Source organism: Methanococcoides seepicolus (genome assembly GCF_023684405.1).
Classification (GTDB): domain Archaea; phylum Halobacteriota; class Methanosarcinia; order Methanosarcinales; family Methanosarcinaceae; genus Methanococcoides; species Methanococcoides seepicolus.
The window spans coordinates 1-16,472 of record NZ_JAGSOI010000010.1; the positions used below are offsets into that span (position 1 = coordinate 1).

The following is a 16,472-nucleotide window of genomic DNA, read 5'->3' on the forward strand; positions in this document are numbered from 1 at the left end:
ATATCAATTGCTGGTGCTTACTGAGTTACAAAATAAGGTTGAAGGTAGTAATTTGTTTGGTAGTTTTTTTTAAGGAAGGTGTTATCAAACTAGAATGGGGGGAATTATGAGCTAATTTGAAATTCTCTATATATCTTGGCTCATTAACCACCAAGATTATCTCTTATCAATAAGATGGGTCAGATAAATTCCAACGATTTTGATATTATAACCAGAGGTATAACGTGTCATTTGATAATTTAAATTTAATATACCCGCTTCAGCGGGCATTAACCGAAGAAGGATATACAACACCTACTCCGATACAGGAACTATCCATCCCCCATCTGTTGGATGGTAGGGACATGATCGGTATCGCTCAGACAGGTACAGGCAAGACAGCTGCATTCATATTACCGATTCTCCAGAATATGTCTGCATCCCACAAGACAGTGAAGCCAAGAAGTCCGCGAGTGCTTGTGCTTGCGCCCACAAGGGAACTTGCAGCACAGATAGGGGATAGTTTTGCCACGTATGGCAAATACACCCGTTACAAGCATACAGTTGTATTCGGAGGAGTTGGACAGACACCACAGGTAAGAGCTCTCTCAAAGGGTGTGGATTGCCTTGTAGCAACCCCGGGCAGACTGCTGGACCTGATACAACAAGGCCATATTAGGCTTTCCAGTGTGGAGTATTTTGTCCTTGATGAAGCGGACAGGATGCTTGACATGGGGTTCCTCAACGACGTGAACAAAATTGTCGATATGCTGCCAAAAAAGCGTCAGTCCCTTTTCTTTTCAGCCACCATGTCCCCGGAGATATCCGCACTTGCCAGGAAGATGCTCAGCAATCCTGCACAGGTTGAGGTTACCCCGCAGGCAACAACTGTTGAGCGCATAGAGCAGTTCATCTTTTTCGTGGATTCGGATAACAAGAACGAATTGCTTTTGCATTTACTAAGAGGCAAACATCTGGACTGTGTCCTCGTATTCACACGTACAAAGCACCGTGCCAATAAGGTCACTGAGATGCTTAATAAGAACAATATAAATGCAGGTGCTATCCATGGCAGCAAGTCCCAGACCCACCGTACAAAAACACTTCAGAATTTCAAGTCCGGACAACTGCGTGTACTGGTTGCAACAGACATAGCTGCCCGAGGAATTGATATCGAGGACATATCACACGTAATAAACTATGACCTGCCGAATATCCCTGAAAGCTACGTACACCGAATAGGACGTACAGCAAGAGCAGGAGCTGAGGGAACAGCATACTCTTTCTGTGCAGCTGATGAACGTGACTTCCTGCGCGAGATAGAAAAACTCACCGACATGGAGATAGAGGTCGCAGAACATAATTACCATTCCGAAAAGGCGAAGAATGCCACAGGTGATGCAGCAAAGCCAGCTCCCAAGCAACAGAGAGGACGAACAGGAAGTGCCGGACCTAAAAGGGGCAGGGGTAAAAAAGGAGAAAGCAAAGGCGGTAGAAGTAGTAGTAGTAGTAGCAATAAGGATAGTAAAAATAAGGGTGGAAGATCAGAGAACGCCAATAGAGGCCAGGCTAAGAGTACATCCAAGAAAAACTCAGGTCGGAATTCTGGTCGAGGCTCAGGTAAGCCTAAAAACAGTCAGTAATTGAGCATTTTATCGGTTCATGAATTTATTCATGGACTGAAAATGCTACTGTCTGCTACTGACCTTACTCCAAAAAAACGAAAATGATCCCAATTAGGTATATCATCCAGTTAGTTATAATTCTCGCTATATGCTTTATGGGAGATATCCTCCATAATTACCTCAACCTTCCGATTCCCGGTAATATACTGGGAATGATGCTATTACTAATCCTTCTGTTAACTGGTATCCTCAAGCTATCCATGATCGAAGATGTGAGCAACTTCCTGCTGAAGCATCTCTCATTTTTTTTCATACCGGCAGCTGTGGGACTGATAACCTGTTTTTCCATACTTGAAGGAAAATGGACTGCCCTGCTTTTCATATCTGTGGTCTCGACCTTCATCATTACAGTGGTGACCGGTATGACGGTACAGATACTGATGAAAAGGAGGAAATCTGTTGAGTGAACTTATCTCTTCTCTGACAGGGTCTCCGATCTTTGGCATAGGGATATCTCTACTAACATTCTATGCGGGTTGCCTGCTCTACAAAAGGACAGGTTCCCCCCTACTGAACCCACTGGTACTGAGCATGCTGATGATAATTGGTCTTCTGCTGAGCTTACACATAACCTTTGATGATTACAATAGGGGAGGACAATACATATCTTTCTTCCTTGGGCCTGCTACTGTCATCCTGGCTGTGCCCCTGTATAAGAAGATCAGCCTTCTTAAGGAGAATGTGATTCCAATTCTTGCAGGGATCAGTGTAGGATCTGCAGCAGGTATTGTGAGCATAATAGTCATGTGCAGGATGTTCGGGCTTGATGAGCTGCTAAGCATCTCCATGATACCAAAATCTGTTACAACGCCCATAGGAATGGAGATATCCAGTCAGCTTGGAGGTATGCCATCCATAACTGTTGCAGCCATAGTATTCACAGGAATAGCAGGCATTCTACTGGGTCCTCTGGTATGTAAGTTGTTCAGAATAAACGACAAAGTGGCAGTGGGAATTGCCATAGGAACCTCTTCCCATGCCCTCGGTACGACCAAGGCCGTCGAGATGGGAGAGACCGAGGGAGCTATGAGCGGGATGGCAATTGGCATTGCCGGATTGGTTACAGTTTTCCTTGCTCCGATACTGGCCAAGCTTCTGATGTGAGATAAGTGAAACTGGTTATACCAATACGTTAAATTCATCACCTTATGTTTTTTGTTGAAAACATGCTCATGAAACTTTTTATGATTAAATATATATATGATAATTCGGTTTTAGGAAATAATATCTAGACAAAGTCAAATTCTTTTTTGTTATCAGGTTGTATATCAAAATCAATTAATAGTTTTAAAACATATTATCTATTACCGTACCATAAACAGTACGGTGAGGCAGTGAATCAGAAGGTAGAACGCCATTGGGTGTGAAAGCCCATAAATATTCAAAGTTTATTTGGCATTTGTAAATCCTTAAGGTCGACCTGAGACGGGGAGAATAGTGGGGTAGGGTCGCCCAAAGATTGCCCGATGCGGTCGGCAATTCGATCCCTGATTACTGCCATTAAATTCCTTTTCTACTAACATAAAAAATCGATAGTTATAGGTGACGTCAAAAAACCGAGATTTCACAATAAATTGATTGAATTTGCAAATATTTATTCCAATCCTTATATCAGATCTAATTTTAGTCTCTTCTATGAAGGGGGACAAGTATATCATATATTATCTTCATTTTATGGAATACACAACCTAATAATGTAGGTGTATTTTTATTTTATAGGCTACAGTCAATGAAAAGTGACTGAAAGTATCTATCTGATTCAAGATCCATGTGCTTTTTTGTGCTAATTTTGGATGGCAAATTATAGATACTATTTTAAAGCCGAAACTTTACCCGTGGTTTTTCAATGGAAAAATACAGTAAGCAACAAAAAGAAATAGCAACAATGATCGATTCTGATGACTTTCTGGATAAGTGGAAGGATTGGAATTGGCAATTAAAACATTCAATTAGGGATATAGAAACTTTCGAGCGACTGCTTGGAATAAATTTTGAGCCACCTGAGAAAGAGAAGCTCAAAGAAACGCTGGACAAATTCCCATTGTCTATCACACCCTACTACCTATCATTGATAGATTCTGAGGATTTCAGAAACGATCCTATTTTCCTACAATCATTCCCTTCACCGGAAGAACTAACTGTATCAGTGGACGAACTTGAAGATCCTCTTTCGGAAGATACAGATAGCCCTGTTGAAGGTATAACTCACAGATATCCTGATAGAGTTCTTTTCCACATAAGCAATGTCTGTTCCATGTATTGCCGCCATTGCACACGTAAAAGAAAAGTTGGGGACATTGATTACATACCTGAAAAAGAGAAAATACTTGAGGGTATCGAGTACATTAGGAACACTCCACAAATAAGGGATGTATTACTTTCAGGCGGGGATCCTTTTATGTTGTCTGATGATTTTCTGGATTGGATCCTTACTGAAATAAATAGTATTCCTCATGTAGAAGTGATTCGTATTGGCAGCAGGATGCCGGTTGTACTTCCATACCGAATTACAGATGAACTTGTGGGCATTTTGAAAAAGCATCATCCTATCTGGCTAAATACACATTTCAATCATCCCAGAGAAGTCACATTTTCCTCCAGACAAGCGCTTAAAAAGCTTGCAGATGCCGGCATTCCTCTTGGAAATCAAACGGTACTACTTGCAGGCGTAAATGACTGCCAGAGAATTATAAAAAAACTGGTTCATAAACTGGTTCAAAATCGTGTTCGTCCATATTATCTGTATCAATGCGATCTTTCAGAAGGCCTGTCCCATTTCAGGACACCCATAGGCAAAGGAATAGAAATAATGGAAAATTTGATTGGCCATACAAGTGGGTTCGCCATTCCTACTTATGTTATTGATGCCCCTCATGGAGGAGGTAAAATACCAGTTATGCCCAATTATATCATCTCCTGGTCGACAAACCGTGTGATCCTTCGTAATTATGAAGGTGTTATTACCACCTACAAAGAACCGGAATCATACAAACAAATATATTGTGATCGTAACTGCGAAAAGTGCAATCTTCAGCTTAAACTTGACGACGCTACAGAGTATAAGGGAATTGGTATTGCCAAACTGCTTGCGGATTATGATGACACCACAAGTCTTGTTCCTGAAGAGAATGAGAGGATGGAGAGAAGGACTTGAAGGATACTATTGAGAAGATCGGCAACTCCATTATCCAGCATGGGAGGTATAATGATCGCATATATCTCATGAGATCCAATCCAGAAGATATACCTTTACTTCTGGATAAACTGGATGCTCTTGCAGAAAAGGAAAGCTATTCAAAGATATTCACAAAGGTTCCGGAATCTTTCAAAGAACTTCTTTGTGATAGAGATTATCTTTGTGAAGCGTCGATCCCACGATATTATGATGGGAAAGAAAATGCAGTGATCATGAGCAAATTCCTTGATGATAAGAGAAGCATTGACTGTTTGAATGAAATGCATGAAAATGTGGTAACGACAGCTCTATCAAAAAGAAATGATCAACAGACCAATGTTCCATCCGAATACTCGATTAGAATATGCGATAAAAATGATATTACACAGATGGCTGATCTGTATAAAAAAACATTTGAAACCTATCCTTTTCCCATACATGATCCCAATTACCTCTTAAAAACAATAGAGGATAATGTAGTGTATTTCGGAGCTTTCAAAGAAGAAAAAATTATTGCACTCTCTTCTTCTGAAATAGAATACGGTCACTCGAATGTGGAAATGACAGATTTTGCAACATTGCCTGAATTCCGGGGAAAGGGCTTATCTTCATATTTGCTTAGAAAAATGGAAGATGAAATGAAAGCAAAGGGTATCAAAACTGCATATACCATTGCAAGAGCCAGCTCATATGGAATGAATATTGTGTTTGCAAAATGCGGATATGAATATTATGGAAGACTTGTAAATAATACCAATATATCTGGCAATATTGAAAGCATGAATATTTGGTATCGAAATTTTCAGATCGATTGATATTTATTTATCGATCATCTTTTTTTATATGTGAGAAACATCTCTTATTTCATTATTACAATTTTGTAAGAGCTTGAGATTCGAATTATAGAAGCCATATTAGATCGTGAGTACACAGTTAACTTCAAAGAAGTGAACTCCACCAACTTATTTTAGGAATAAATACAAATGTTCATTCTCAATTGATATTAGCAAGGGGATAGGGGATTTGAAATATGCTCACATTAAAAGATTCTGTAACAATAAACCGACCTCCAGAAGTCATTTTTGAATGGTTTGATCATTTTTCAGAAAATTACACATACTGGCATAAGGACCATGTGATTGCAAAATGGATCAGAGGGAAGAATTTTGAGAAAGGGGCGATCCTTTACGCTGAGGAATATCTCAACGGTAAACTGGAAAAAATAAGTTTTGAAATAACCAAGATCAAAAAAGGTGAATTGATAGAATATAAAACCCTATTTCCACATTCCATTATTTGACCATACGGGTCTTTCTCCATAGAACCTCACAATAGTAATGGAAGTGTATTTACAGCCACACTTTCTTTTCGATTTGGATGGTTGCTTTCAAAAATTGCAAAAAAGAGAGTTGAGGCTATTAGGATACATATGAGAGAAGAGGGAGGAAATCTTAAAGGCTTATTAGAAAAGTCAGGCCATTAAATCCTTTTAATATATCCTTCTTCAACAGTTAAGATCGTCAGCATGAGACATGTTCTTAAATATTGTTCATTTAAGTTATCTTTAGCTTTTCTGTGAATGGTGATCATCTGTGTTTTTTGTTTCCTCTATTTCGATGTAAACAATACCACCATGAAATACTAAAAACCAACTTCTCAGGAAACTCGCCTGAAAATATACGAATTTGCTGTTTTTGTGTACCCTATTCCTTTCCCAAGTTTCTCGAGGTATTCTTTTGTAACCTTTATATGCTTCTTTGGAATGAAATAGAATCCAAGATTCCTGTCTGTGATGTGATAGCTACCACCTTTTACATAAACAGCAGCAATGAATTCGTAATCATCATCTATGAATGCCATTCCGGCATCCCCATGACTATTATTTGCAAGCAGGATCCCACCTGTTTTCAGATATTTTTTACATGCCTGTGAAACAAAACCAGCATATTGTGAGATGAGCAGATCGTAGCTCTTTTCTTTAAGATCAAGTGATAGAGAGTAATCAGACGATATGAAATGGAAAACAGCATCTGTATCATAGGTCTTTTTCGTTGAGATCATATCAGCAACTGAATTTTCTTGCTCAAAGAATTTCTTTGCTCGTGGATCACTATCAACATATAAGACCTCAGAAATGAAAAAAGAAGGAGTAATATGAACAAAACTTCCCGGGTAAAGAGCGTTATTAATGTTGAATCTGGATATCAGGGACTTAAATATGTCTTCCCTTTCAAAATTATTGTCAACATAGAATTGTCGGTATAAGCCCTGCACATCGACTTTCATATAGGTTATGAAGAGTTATGATGTTATAAAGCCGACAATGTTTTTTGTAGCTTTATCTTTAATTTGAAGTCATGTCTCCATCCTTGCCGTTTTTATGACCACATCTGCTAAGACCTGTGAAGGGTGTATCAATGGAACAGACACTTCGTCTTCAATTGAAAGCAAAGAAAGCTCACTGCAACCAAGTATTATAGCCTCTGCCCCCTGGTCGATCAGTACTTCAATTACTTCTAAGATCTCGTTCCGTGAACTTCCAGATGTATATCCTGTTTTAATTCCTTGTTCACCATAAATTGAATTCATGACTTTTTTTTGTAGCTCTTCATCCGGAGTTAATATTTCGATCTCATTTATTGCCTTATGATATAGTCTGGTTTCCAGTGTGCCAGTAGTAGCCAATAACCCGATCTTTTTAATATCTGGAAATACGTCAGAAATGTGTGATGCAGTTTCTGAGATCATGTTTAGTATGGGTATCTTTGTGCTGTCCTGTAGTTCAGAATAATAATAATGCATAGTATTGCATGGTATTGCTATGATCTCTGCACCAGCAGTTTCTAAATTATGGATGGTTTTTTGTGCTTCATCGACGGGGCTTTCCCCCATTCCAAGGATCGCTTGTGTACGATCAGGTATATTGGAATTATTGTCCACGATGATCCTTAAATGGTCCTGATCCTTCCTGGCAGGAGTGCTTTTGATCACCTTTAAGAAAAAATATGCTGTCGATTCAGATCCCATGCCACCTAAAATACCAACCGTTTTATCACTTGCTTTAGCTGTCATAATATTCCCCCAAACTTCCCCTTTTGCCACATTTAGCACTCGATCCCCATTTGAGATTATTATAGCAATGTCTCTAATTCACGAGATTCATCCTTTCTTTCGAATTCAGATGCTTATCCCCACAGATGATAAGATCCCCTCATTTCCAAAACCAGATCAAAAGATTATTTCCCAACTCGTCCACGTAGTGTGAGTAAAAGGGAATAATTTGATCTTGCGAAAGAATAACTAAATTAAATTTATGCCCATCCCAGTGCCTATAGTTTGAATTGGGCTATTAGCATAAATTAATTTGTATTTTTATCATCAACCGTAAAAACCACATTATCTCAATTTTCGAACTTATCCATTATATGAGGATTCAAACTAAAGACCTCCAATGATCTCGAATTCTGCTTCAACCAGCATTCCGTGATGTCAACCACCTTATCTACTGCATCTACTATTACACTGTCAGCAGTTGCTATTACTGTATTTGCTCCCGCTTCCTTGAGATCGAAATCCACATGTTTTGATGTCCTTGTATCGCCCTTGAAAGTTTTATTTTTGACTCTTTCACATATAAGCTCTGCAAGTATTCCACTGTTGCTCATCTGGGAATCAAGAAGGATGGTTGCCGACCTTACTTTCAAATTTGCAAGAGTTGAGAGCATTTCATCAACTGCCATACAAGTAGTATCCGTGATCTTGTGATTACTGAATATTCCACTTGTATCCCGCAGGAATCCATCATCTGCAAACCATAGGGGTTCATTTTTGAGTGCAGTCTCTATGGTTATAAGGACATTATAGCCGTCAACAAAGACATCGCATCCTTTTAATTGGGAGCATTCAAGCTTCTTTTTGTTGCGGTGGTCTGCTTTTTTTGGTGAGAAAACAAGTCTTGTGAGTATATGCCTTTCCGGTACTGTCAATCGGTAATGGTTGCTTACAAAGGTAATTGCACTCTTTCTCTTATATCCTCTGGAGAGAAGATACCTTATGTCCATTGCGGGTTCTGAAAGCTTTTCTTTCAGCTGATCGGCTGGAAGCAATTGTCTATCAGACATTGCAAATAGTTTGCTAAGAGTAAGATTTATAGATGTCGCACACCAATCTATTATTTTGATGAGTAGATATGTCGAAAGAAATGAGAATGATCAGCTTGATGCAGGAACAAAACCTGCGGACCCATTGCCTGAGCTCCAACTTCCGGATCCGGCCCTTGCTGGCAACATTTCCATCGAACAGACCCTTGCTCAAAGGCGGTCCATTCGTTCCTATTCCGACAATCCATTATCTCTTTCGAATGTGTCCCAAATTCTGTGGGCTGCACAAGGAATGACCATGGATAAGTTCTTCAGGACAGCACCGTCAGCAGGTGCTCTTTATCCGCTTGAGGTGTATCTGATTGCTGGCAATGTAAGGGGACTGGACGTTGGTGTATACAGATATGCTCCAGCCCGGCATTCACTGATACGGATCTGTGATGGTGACAGAAGGGATGAGCTCTGCAAAGCTTCGTTGTCACAACCACATATCAGGGACGCTGCTGCGGTTGTCGTGATTGCGGCGGATTACTCACGCACAACGGTAAAGTATGGAACTCGTGGAATCAGGTATGTACATATCGAAGGGGGTTGCGCTGCTGAGAACATCTGTCTGCAGGGAATGTCACTTGGCATTGGGACGTGTGTGACGGGTGCGTTTGATGATGCGAAGGTTGCTTCCATCCTTAACCTGCCAGCCAATGAAGATCCATTGCTGATATTATCGATAGGGTATGTATAACATCATTCTTTACTCATGTACCTTATATAAATAACGCTAATTTTGGCTCTGTAGAAAACCTATTTTTTTATTTAATTTCCACATAAAATTTTAAAAAGGATTATCCCCTGAGTATTACGTATCACAGAAAACACAAAGGGGATGATTGTGTTTTGCCTAACAAATATTTAAAGTTTGTTGATACAGCGCTAGCTGTATCAGGTAACTCACACCTTCAGATCTATAGTTGCAAGTATTCCAAAAGAAAATATACACAACATCAACTATTGACATTGGTTCTATTGAAAGAGTATCTGAATGAAGATTATAGAGATATTGTTGAACTTGTCGAAGTAATGGATGAGGTAAAAACAAGAATTGGATTAAAACAGGTTCCACACTTTACTATTCCATTAAATCATAGATTTAGTGGGAGTTCCAGATTTTCAATCTGGAACACACTTCATAAATTCATTACAAGACTCAACTCTGTTTATTTCAGCGGATTGCTACAACAAACACTAAAACTCTTTTATTCTCATGGTGAAAAGATTGAGATCACTGCCATTGATTCGAGTGGATTTACGAGCGGTCATTGTAGTTACTATTATTCGTGGAGAACAGAAAAGAAGCCCTCTGTTGTGGCATTGTAACCGCATTCAATGATCTTCCAACAGTGGCCCATTGCGGACAGAAGCGTATCGGTGAGGCTACTGAAACGGGAGCCGACTATCTTGTGACCAACTGTGCAGGATGTGCATCCCAGCTTAACCTCATTTCCAATATGATGGAAGCCCCTGTAAAACAAAAGGATATCACAGATCTCCTGTGTGATTCAATGGGAATCGAGGTGACCTATGATCCTACAGAGGCCATCGGTCAGTTCATGGGACAGGCAATTGAACTTCTTGGAAAAAGCTGCATAAACCGCCGTTAAAGCTAGAATGGGTTGATGAAGGTCAGCCCTGTTTCTTTATTTTGTTTTTGGTGTATGTTCTCTTTTATCTTTTCCACTTTTCCTCTCTCTTTAACCTTCTTTTTAATTTTGTTAAAGATAACTAACGTATGTACATACTAACAGAAGAGAGCAAAGACCTGCTGTTTTTTGCTGGATCTGGCCGGGTCGGAGGGGAGGAGGGGATGAATCGGGTGCACAAGTAAAAAAGACATGAAAGAAAGATATATATATCCAAACACGTATAAGAGAAGACAGTTAAAATAAATTAGAGTCAACATTGGTGAAAAAATGGAAAACAAAAAATCAGATAAACAACTAAGTGAATTTAATAACACCGATTCGTCCAAATGTTTAAAATCACATGAAATAGAAGCAGACGATTTACCAAGGCCTAGGGTGGCAAATCCTAAAAAGGACAGAAAATGAATGATAGAGATTGCAAACAACGAAATTATTGTAGCAGCAATCTTCCTAGTACCAGGATTTTTATTTTTGCATATCATTTATGAATTATCAGCATATAACAAAAAGAAAATATACGAACACGAATATTATTTTCTTAGTTTATTCGTAAGCGTATTATTCTTTGTAATTGCCAATATAATAAAAAGTATATTGGCTTTTTTTAAGTTGATAACATATTCAGACGCATTTGTAAAACCCACTGCTATCTCATTAGATTACAGCACAATAATTTTCATGTATTTAGCTGCAATTATATTAGGCAGCTTCATAGGAAAAAGACGTAAAAATGAAAAACACGGTGATGGAAACAAGATCAATAACGACAGTGTATGGGTTGTTACACTTAGTAACCTGGCCAAAAAAAAAGGAAAATACGCATACATCATCACATCATCAGATGAGGAATTTTATGGAAGGGTTAAGCGATATTCTGGAGATGCAGATGACGAAAAAATGATACTAATAGACAAACCATCTATGATTATTAGAGATCAAAAACAAGAATGTATCGATGAAATTCAAATATGGGAAGAAATACTATTTACAGAAAGCGATATTAAAAGAATTTCATTCAACGATAAAACATAAACTAAAATCTATAGCTATCGCTATTCACAGTTTACCACCCTCCACAAAACGAGATATTATCTTGAACGTTGCAGGAGGCTTCGGAAGATCTGCGACATACAAACGCTTCATCTTAGAAGGAAGATCTTTATTCTCCTGAATCTCACAATAAAGATCAATCAGGCCTTCACAATAGTACCGGTTATCTAAATCAGGAATGGAAGCAAGCCAGGCCTCCAAGCTCTCACGCTGCAGCATGCCATAAGGAACGAATTCCCGGATAGGGACATAGTCATCAACGGCTTGATCTTCCATGCCACTATCGTCATGATCATAAGAGAGGACACCATCAGCATCATACTGCAGGAGAGTGTCACGACCATCATTAAGGATATCCAAAACAGACTGACGGATATCTTCCAATTACTCTCCAGAAATATGATCTTCTGGACGGTAGTGATGCAGCTCACCGAAAGCACCGAGAGGTTCACTCCTGGAGTTCTCGCATAGATCAGTTTAGTTGTATATCCAATCAGATCTCAAACGTGATATACAGTATATCTAGCAAGGTTGCTGCAGAGATCAAAGGTCATGGCATTTTGGAAGTAACCGCTTAAACAGTACAATACTTGCCTTCCAGTATTGTTGTAAGTTTCATATTTTCCGAATAATCAACGGGGACGTCGATCAACCAGACGCCTCCTTCCTTTAAGGCAGATTGCAGGGCATCACCAAGTTCGTTAGCGCTGCTTACGCGTATTCCTTTGGCACCAAAACTGTTTGCTAGTCCCACGAAGTCCGGGTTCTTGAAAGAGGTGCCGAAAGATTCCCCGAATTTAGTATTGCTTTCCCATTCGATAAGACCGTAGGATGCATCGTCAAAGATAATGATCACAAGATCGCAGTCCAGTCTCACAGCGGTTTCCAGGTCCTGGATATTCATGAGGATACCGGCATCTCCTGCGATTGTCACAACTTTCTTTTCAGGGCGCATAAGGCAGGCCGCTATGCCGGCAGGTAGGCCAAATCCCATGGCAGCCAGGCCGTTCGACATCAGTACGGTGTTAGGGGCAAGTGCTGGATACAGTCGATCCAGAGTTTGTGAGCACCTACGTCGCTGATAAGGATGTCCTCGCGATCAAGTTTCTGTCGGACCTCCCAGAGAATGCGCTGGGGTTTCACCGGGAATGCGGGGTCATCCTTGTAGCGAAGTAATTCGTCTTCCATTGAAGTCTTGATATTCCTGTAATGGTCCGGGAATTCCTGCGGGGTAACTGCAGAGGTCATTGCACGGAGGGTTGCCTTAAGTGTGCCTAGGAGTGCACATTCCGGGATATAGCTGGCCTCTATTTCAGGATGCCTGTTTTGAACATGAATAATGGTTTTTGAACCGTCCATGTTCCAGTGGTCCGGGCTGTATTCCACGGAATCGAATCCAACGGCAATGACCACGTCCGCTGCGTCCAGACCGCATATGATGTAATCCTGTTCGGACATCCCCATGGAACCTATAAAATGATCATTGTCTGCGGGAATTGCACCTTTCCCCATGAAAGTTGTAACAACGCCTATATTGGCTGCCTCCACGAACTGTTCCAGCTCAGGGGAAGCATTCTCGCGGATCACACCGTTCCCGGCAATGATCAAAGGTCTGGTCGCACCCGAGATAAGTTCGATCGCTTTATGCAATTCCTTTTCATCAAAGCTACATGAATGGGAGTATTCTTTTTTCTCAAGGGGCAGTGCATTGGTCTCCTGGGCGGATACGTCCTCAGGCAGCTCAATATGAGCAGCTCCAGGCACATCCTTGGCTATATCAAAGGCTTTCCCTACCAGTTCCGGGATCTGGTGTGCAGCGGTCACAGTTGCGTTCCAGGAAGTTATCTTGCTGAACATTCCCGCAACATCCAGAAACTGGTGGGATTCCTTATACGCCCTGTCAAGGGAACCCTGACCGGTAATGGCCACAAGGGGTGCCCTGTCAAGATGGGCATCTGCCACACCGGTCATGAGATTGGTAGCTCCCGGACCCAGGGTGGAGAGGCAGACACCGGGCCTGCCTGTCAGGCGGCCGCACACATCCGCCATGAATGCCGCGGATTGTTCATGCCTTACCACAATGAATTTAATGTCTGATCTCGAAAAGGACTCCATGAGATCCAGTGTTTCTTCTCCCGGGATACCAAAAATATATTTCACGCCCTCGTTTTGCAGGCACTTGACAAACAGTTCGCTTCCTTTCATATCAATACACCTTGATCGACTTGATGTTCATGAACTCATAGAGTCCATACTTGTACAGTTCTCGTCCTATGCCGCTCTTCTTGACACCGCCAAAGGGAAGGCGGGGGTCCGAGGCAACCATTGAGTTCACCGACAATATGCCGGATTCAATACGTTTTTCAATCTCCATTGCATGTTCCCTATCTTCGGTCCACAGGCTGGCACCAAGCCCGAAATCGCTGTTGCCTGCAACCCGTATGGCCTCCTCCTCACCCTTGACAATGATAATAGGGGCAACGGTCCGAATGTCTCTCCTTCAACACACGCATGTTCTCGTTAACATTACTGAGGATCACAGGTGCATAAAATGACCCTGGCCTGTCAAGTCTTCCCCCTTCAAGCAGGAGGTCGGCACCTTTGTTCACAGCATCCTTTACCTGTGCATCAATGATATCGACCTGTTCCGTATTGACCAGGGGACCAACATCTGTTTGTGGGTCCATTGGGTCCCCGACCTTCAGCTGTCGTGCGGACCCGATAAAAATACGCAGGAATTCATCGGCCACAGCTTCGGTAACAATGAAACGTTTGGCTGCAATGCAACGCTGGCCGCCGTTCTGGAAGCGGCTGTTCACTCCTGCCTTTGCGGCCATCTCCACATTGGCATCATCAAGAACGATGAACGGATCACTGCCTCCAAGCTCAAGCACAGCCTTTTTCATATTCCTGCCTGCAGCTTCCGCCACCTTGCTGCCTGCATTAAGGCTGCCTGTGAAAGTGACTGCTGCGATCTCATCCCTTGCGATGAGTTCCAAGGCGGTCCTGCCGTCGATAAGCAGGGTCTGAAATGCACCTTCTGGAAGGCCTGCATCAGCAAACACCTTTTCAATCGCAAGGGCACACCTGGGCACGGAGCTGGCATGCTTCAGTATGACCGTATTGCCTCCTACAAGTGCCGGTGCACTGAAACGAAGGGCCTGCCAGAACGGGAAATTCCAGGGCATCATGCTGAGTATCACTCCCTTTGGTTCAAATGAGACTCCAGAATCCAGGGCGTCGGTTTCCACAGCTTCCGGTGCAAGGAAATTCTCCGCATTCTCCGCAAAATATTCGAGAGCCCACGCGCATTTCTCCACTTCGGGAACTGATTCCTTGATGGGTTTGCCCATCTCGATCGTTATGATACGGCCCAGTTCATCCTTGTCTTTTCTTAGTTGTGCAGCCGCAGTCTTTAGATAATGCGCTCTTTCGGAAATGTCAAGATCCTTCCATTCAAGAAAAGTAGTCCTTGCCTTTGTTAAGGCCCGGTTGATCCTCTCTTCTGAATAGTATTCAAATTCCTCATTTATTTCCCCTGTTGCCGGATTCATAGAGACCATTTTCTTCATGTGATTACTCCCGTAGATTGGAGGAATACAATCTCAAGCCCTACCTTACAGGGTTTTTCAAATCCCCCTCATTTACCCATATCAATGTTGTTGGTTATGCGATATAAAACAAATTGTGAGGGAGTCCAATATAATTTCATGGATCTTGCATGCATGAATTTGTATGATACGAAAGCTCACACCCCATCCCCACTGCTTGGAGTGTCTGAAAAATGTAGTATTGATCGTGAAAAGCAGAGAATAAGTTCTCTGGGACTCTAGTTTCAGACTATGCATGTTAATCCTTCCATACTTGTAGCCGTTGGCTCTGTGTTAGCAGAATTTTCAGAAAAGATGCTTAATTGTAATAGCAAAATGTTTATGTATTGTTTAATTACATTTTAAAAAAGTTATATTGGTGCTCCGGCCGGGATTCGAACCCGAGTTTTCAGCTCGAAAGGCTGGAATGATTGGCCGGACTACACTACCGGAGCACGCTGTTTTTACTCGCTTTAATGCGGGCTTTAATCCTTCGCATTGAAGCGAGCCCTATAAGGGCGATTGGGGATATATACCTTTCGCTTGGAATGGCTTATTCTTCTTCTTCTGTCTCTACGGGTTCTGCGCTCAGCTGGCTGATCCAGTCTGACAACAGTTCACATTCTTCTGGTTGGCAGGCAAGCCTGCAACCTGCGCAAGGGGAGAACATCTCTCCTGCAAGGAGTAGATCGAAGGATTCCTCTTCTGGGGTAACTACCTTTATAAGGTAGGTACTAGCTCCATTATTAACAGATGATTCGCGGGATATAAGCTCCGCTTTGATCAGCTTGTTGAGTATCCTTGAGCATTTACGGCTGTCTATCTCCAGAAGCTTCCAGAGCTCGTTCTGATAGACGCCGTCCTTGCTATCGCGTATGATCTTTAGAGTCTTCTCTTCTATTTCCATGGTTCTTTCCGGGAAATAAAATCTTAGTTCTCTACAGGCACTATCAATATTATGTTGTTTCCTCTCAATACAACGGAACCAAGTGATCGTAGACGTTCGCCATCAGCGAGCTCTGTAGTGTCCACAAGATGCAGGTTAAGGTAATCATCAGCACTCTGTAATGTACCTTCAAGGATGTGCTGGTCGCCCTTCATCTCTACCTGGACTTTAGATCCAATCATTTTCTGAACTTTCTTATTTGGGAACAAGATCGTATCCTCACATCATTGTTAATAGATAATAATCA

Annotated in this window: 20 protein-coding genes, 1 tRNA gene and 1 pseudogene; 11 read left to right on the forward strand and 11 right to left on the reverse strand. The window is 41.5% G+C overall.

The features are described 5' to 3' along the window. Nucleotides 1-224 precede the first annotated feature (224 nt). The 6 genes from KDK67_RS14410 (at nucleotide 225) to KDK67_RS03910 (ending at nucleotide 6,139) form a co-directional block, all read left to right on the forward strand. Nucleotides 225-1,622 carry a DEAD/DEAH box helicase gene (locus KDK67_RS14410; RefSeq protein WP_250867522.1) on the forward strand — a complete coding sequence of 466 codons (1,398 nt, stop codon included), beginning with the start codon at nucleotides 225-227 and terminating at the stop codon, nucleotides 1,620-1,622. Nucleotides 1,623-1,759: 137 nt separating this feature from the next. Beyond that, on the forward strand, nucleotides 1,760-2,071 hold the full coding sequence (locus tag KDK67_RS03890) for a CidA/LrgA family protein (protein ID WP_250867523.1): 312 nt from the start codon (nucleotides 1,760-1,762) through the stop codon (nucleotides 2,069-2,071). Further along, entirely contained in the window at nucleotides 2,064-2,768 is a 705-nt protein-coding gene (locus KDK67_RS03895) for an LrgB family protein (RefSeq protein WP_250867524.1), read from the forward strand. The genes KDK67_RS03890 and KDK67_RS03895 overlap by 8 nt, the downstream gene beginning before the upstream one ends. A 742-nt stretch (nucleotides 2,769-3,510) precedes the next feature. Then, on the forward strand, nucleotides 3,511-4,818 hold the full coding sequence (gene kamA, locus KDK67_RS03900; protein ID WP_250867525.1) for a lysine 2,3-aminomutase: 1,308 nt from the start codon (nucleotides 3,511-3,513) through the stop codon (nucleotides 4,816-4,818). Next, nucleotides 4,815-5,654 (forward strand): putative beta-lysine N-acetyltransferase, encoded by an 840-nt coding sequence (ablB, locus tag KDK67_RS03905; protein ID WP_250867526.1) that lies wholly within the window; start codon nucleotides 4,815-4,817, stop codon nucleotides 5,652-5,654. The genes kamA and ablB overlap by 4 nt, the downstream gene beginning before the upstream one ends. 215 nt (nucleotides 5,655-5,869) lie before the next feature. Continuing rightward, nucleotides 5,870-6,139 (forward strand): SRPBCC family protein, encoded by a 270-nt coding sequence (locus KDK67_RS03910; RefSeq protein ID WP_250867527.1) that lies wholly within the window; start codon nucleotides 5,870-5,872, stop codon nucleotides 6,137-6,139. A gap of 356 nt (nucleotides 6,140-6,495) precedes the next feature. On the opposite strand, the gene KDK67_RS03915 is transcribed toward KDK67_RS03910, so the two are convergent. The 3 genes from KDK67_RS03915 to KDK67_RS03925 all read right to left on the reverse strand — a co-directional run bounded on the left by KDK67_RS03915 (nucleotide 6,496) and on the right by KDK67_RS03925 (nucleotide 8,960). Then, nucleotides 6,496-7,125 carry a hypothetical protein gene (locus tag KDK67_RS03915; RefSeq protein ID WP_250867528.1) on the reverse strand — a complete coding sequence of 210 codons (630 nt, stop codon included), beginning with the start codon at nucleotides 7,123-7,125 and terminating at the stop codon, nucleotides 6,496-6,498. A gap of 69 nt (nucleotides 7,126-7,194) precedes the next feature. Further along, nucleotides 7,195-7,911, reverse strand: coding sequence for a cysteate racemase (gene cuyB, locus KDK67_RS03920; RefSeq protein ID WP_250867529.1), 717 nt, complete (start codon nucleotides 7,909-7,911; stop codon nucleotides 7,195-7,197). A gap of 329 nt (nucleotides 7,912-8,240) precedes the next feature. After that, on the reverse strand, nucleotides 8,241-8,960 hold the full coding sequence (locus tag KDK67_RS03925; protein WP_250867530.1) for a DUF434 domain-containing protein: 720 nt from the start codon (nucleotides 8,958-8,960) through the stop codon (nucleotides 8,241-8,243). A gap of 58 nt (nucleotides 8,961-9,018) precedes the next feature. Between KDK67_RS03925 and KDK67_RS03930 the strand changes: the two genes are divergently transcribed. The 5 genes and pseudogenes from KDK67_RS03930 (at nucleotide 9,019) to KDK67_RS03950 (ending at nucleotide 11,671) form a co-directional block, all read left to right on the forward strand. Next, nucleotides 9,019-9,681, forward strand: coding sequence for a SagB/ThcOx family dehydrogenase (locus tag KDK67_RS03930; protein ID WP_250867531.1), 663 nt, complete (start codon nucleotides 9,019-9,021; stop codon nucleotides 9,679-9,681). Between the two features lie 152 nt (nucleotides 9,682-9,833). After that, a pseudogene (locus tag KDK67_RS03935) lies at nucleotides 9,834-10,292 on the forward strand (transposase); the annotation flags it as partial. Further along, nucleotides 10,274-10,597 (forward strand): heterodisulfide reductase-related iron-sulfur binding cluster, encoded by a 324-nt coding sequence (locus tag KDK67_RS03940; protein WP_250867532.1) that lies wholly within the window; start codon nucleotides 10,274-10,276, stop codon nucleotides 10,595-10,597. The pseudogene KDK67_RS03935 and the gene KDK67_RS03940, both read left to right, overlap by 19 nt. A 309-nt stretch (nucleotides 10,598-10,906) precedes the next feature. After that, complete coding sequence (locus KDK67_RS03945) at nucleotides 10,907-11,044, forward strand: hypothetical protein (protein WP_250867533.1); 138 nt, start codon at nucleotides 10,907-10,909, stop codon at nucleotides 11,042-11,044. After that, the gene (locus tag KDK67_RS03950) at nucleotides 11,045-11,671 is read left to right on the forward strand and encodes a hypothetical protein (protein ID WP_250867534.1); all 627 of its coding nucleotides are present in this window, start codon (nucleotides 11,045-11,047) and stop codon (nucleotides 11,669-11,671) included. Nucleotides 11,672-11,695: 24 nt separating this feature from the next. On the opposite strand, the gene KDK67_RS03955 is transcribed toward KDK67_RS03950, so the two are convergent. From KDK67_RS03955 to KDK67_RS03985, 8 genes are all read right to left on the reverse strand, one after another. After that, entirely contained in the window at nucleotides 11,696-12,073 is a 378-nt protein-coding gene (locus KDK67_RS03955; RefSeq protein ID WP_250867535.1) for a hypothetical protein, read from the reverse strand. Between the two features lie 190 nt (nucleotides 12,074-12,263). Then, a complete protein-coding gene (locus tag KDK67_RS03960) occupies nucleotides 12,264-12,704 on the reverse strand; it encodes a thiamine pyrophosphate-dependent enzyme (RefSeq protein ID WP_250867536.1) in 441 nt (146 codons plus the stop codon). Beyond that, a complete protein-coding gene (locus KDK67_RS03965; RefSeq protein WP_250867537.1) occupies nucleotides 12,704-13,894 on the reverse strand; it encodes a thiamine pyrophosphate-binding protein in 1,191 nt (396 codons plus the stop codon). Before KDK67_RS03965 ends, KDK67_RS03960 begins: the two co-directional genes overlap by 1 nt. A 1-nt stretch (nucleotide 13,895) precedes the next feature. Next, nucleotides 13,896-14,180 (reverse strand): aldehyde dehydrogenase family protein, encoded by a 285-nt coding sequence (locus tag KDK67_RS14415; protein ID WP_338101230.1) that lies wholly within the window; start codon nucleotides 14,178-14,180, stop codon nucleotides 13,896-13,898. Then, a complete protein-coding gene (locus KDK67_RS03970; RefSeq protein WP_338101229.1) occupies nucleotides 14,143-15,261 on the reverse strand; it encodes an aldehyde dehydrogenase family protein in 1,119 nt (372 codons plus the stop codon). The genes KDK67_RS14415 and KDK67_RS03970 overlap by 38 nt, the downstream gene beginning before the upstream one ends. A 395-nt stretch (nucleotides 15,262-15,656) precedes the next feature. Continuing rightward, nucleotides 15,657-15,734: transfer RNA gene (locus KDK67_RS03975), tRNA-Glu, on the reverse strand. 98 nt (nucleotides 15,735-15,832) lie between these two features. Next, entirely contained in the window at nucleotides 15,833-16,186 is a 354-nt protein-coding gene (locus KDK67_RS03980; protein WP_250867538.1) for a helix-turn-helix transcriptional regulator, read from the reverse strand. Between the two features lie 23 nt (nucleotides 16,187-16,209). Beyond that, nucleotides 16,210-16,434 carry an LSM domain-containing protein gene (locus KDK67_RS03985; RefSeq protein ID WP_250867539.1) on the reverse strand — a complete coding sequence of 75 codons (225 nt, stop codon included), beginning with the start codon at nucleotides 16,432-16,434 and terminating at the stop codon, nucleotides 16,210-16,212. Nucleotides 16,435-16,472: the final 38 nt, after the last annotated feature.

Excerpts from the sequence above, each read along its gene's own strand:
- KDK67_RS03890 (WP_250867523.1), top strand. The coding sequence starts at position 1,760 with ATGGGAGATATCCTCCATAATTACCTCAACCTTCCGATTCCCGGTAAT.
- kamA (WP_250867525.1), top strand. The coding sequence starts at position 3,511 with ATGGAAAAATACAGTAAGCAACAAAAAGAAATAGCAACAATGATCGAT.
- KDK67_RS03910 (WP_250867527.1), top strand. The coding sequence starts at position 5,870 with ATGCTCACATTAAAAGATTCTGTAACAATAAACCGACCTCCAGAAGTC.
- KDK67_RS03915 (WP_250867528.1), bottom strand. The coding sequence starts at position 7,125 with ATGAAAGTCGATGTGCAGGGCTTATACCGACAATTCTATGTTGACAAT.
- cuyB (WP_250867529.1), bottom strand. The coding sequence starts at position 7,911 with ATGACAGCTAAAGCAAGTGATAAAACGGTTGGTATTTTAGGTGGCATG.
- KDK67_RS03925 (WP_250867530.1), bottom strand. The coding sequence starts at position 8,960 with ATGTCTGATAGACAATTGCTTCCAGCCGATCAGCTGAAAGAAAAGCTT.
- KDK67_RS03930 (WP_250867531.1), top strand. The coding sequence starts at position 9,019 with ATGAGTAGATATGTCGAAAGAAATGAGAATGATCAGCTTGATGCAGGA.
- KDK67_RS03945 (WP_250867533.1), top strand. The coding sequence starts at position 10,907 with ATGGAAAACAAAAAATCAGATAAACAACTAAGTGAATTTAATAACACC.
- KDK67_RS03950 (WP_250867534.1), top strand. The coding sequence starts at position 11,045 with ATGATAGAGATTGCAAACAACGAAATTATTGTAGCAGCAATCTTCCTA.
- KDK67_RS03960 (WP_250867536.1), bottom strand. The coding sequence starts at position 12,704 with ATGTCGAACGGCCTGGCTGCCATGGGATTTGGCCTACCTGCCGGCATA.
- KDK67_RS03965 (WP_250867537.1), bottom strand. The coding sequence starts at position 13,894 with ATGAAAGGAAGCGAACTGTTTGTCAAGTGCCTGCAAAACGAGGGCGTG.
- KDK67_RS03970 (WP_338101229.1), bottom strand. The coding sequence starts at position 15,261 with ATGAAGAAAATGGTCTCTATGAATCCGGCAACAGGGGAAATAAATGAG.
- KDK67_RS03980 (WP_250867538.1), bottom strand. The coding sequence starts at position 16,186 with ATGGAAATAGAAGAGAAGACTCTAAAGATCATACGCGATAGCAAGGAC.